Origin of the sequence: Bartonella sp. AD13SXNS, assembly GCF_042196465.1 — a bacterium.
Lineage (GTDB): Bacteria > Pseudomonadota > Alphaproteobacteria > Rhizobiales > Rhizobiaceae > Bartonella.
In genome coordinates this window covers 1-876 of the sequence record NZ_JBHIQI010000081.1, presented here as the reverse complement: position 1 = coordinate 876, position 876 = coordinate 1, and the positions used below count along the sequence as shown (strand labels likewise).

The following is an 876-nucleotide window of genomic DNA, read 5'->3' as shown; positions in this document are numbered from 1 at the left end:
TCACAGGCTTATGATATAGACAGTGAACTAGAAAAAGCACTTGATATTCAATTAGGTAATTATCAAAATGAAAAAAAGTGAAAAAAATAAAAAATACGTATTGACTTTAAAGAAAAGGTCGTTTAATAAGGTTGGCAAGTGCTCAAAACACTGTAATACGAGCGGATAGGTTACGAAACGACCTCTTCCCATGTTTCTAAAATATACTGGCTTTCTTTTGTGCTCTTATTGGCATATAACGATTTTGCCGGGTGTGGTTATACTATACAATACCCTTCATAGGGGAAAGTGTAACGACGGTCTCGTATCCGTGTTTTGAGCGCCCGGCGCCCTTATAGGGTTGTCAATCAAAATGTTAAAATACGAGGTAATTATTATGAACGCTACAGTTACAAATCAAGAAACTTTTCCAAAATATGAACTTACTAATGAAAACCGCGTTGTTAACGGTGTGACTTTACACCGCATTAAAGCTTTAAGAGATTTTGATGATGTTAAGGCGGGGGATTTAGGTGGCTTTATTAAAGATGAGAGTGATCTGTCTCATAAAGGCAATTGCTGGGTTTATGATGATGCTATGGTTATCCAAGCAAGCGTTTCCGAAAATGCCAAAATACGCAATAATGCTTGTGTTGTGAATTATGCTAAAGTTTATGGTAATGCTGTGATTAGTGATAAGGCATGGGTTTTGAGTGATAAGGCACATGTTTATGACAATGCAGTCATTAATGGCAATGCAAAAATTGGTGGCTATGTTTTTGGCAATGCCGTTGTGAGTGATAATGCCGTTATTACTGAAGGGGCTCTTATTTACGATAATGCCCGTGTATATGAAAATGCTCATGTGAGTGGGCTTGTGTTTAATGATGCCCATGT

The 876-nt window shown here is 37.2% G+C and carries 1 protein-coding gene; it reads left to right on the top strand.

The genetic code is table 11. From position 1 onward, the window contains the following. Positions 1-376: 376 nt before the first annotated feature. Positions 377-876 (top strand): hypothetical protein (locus ACFIMQ_RS09475; protein ID WP_375703937.1); only part of this gene is annotated, 500 nt, incomplete at its 3' end.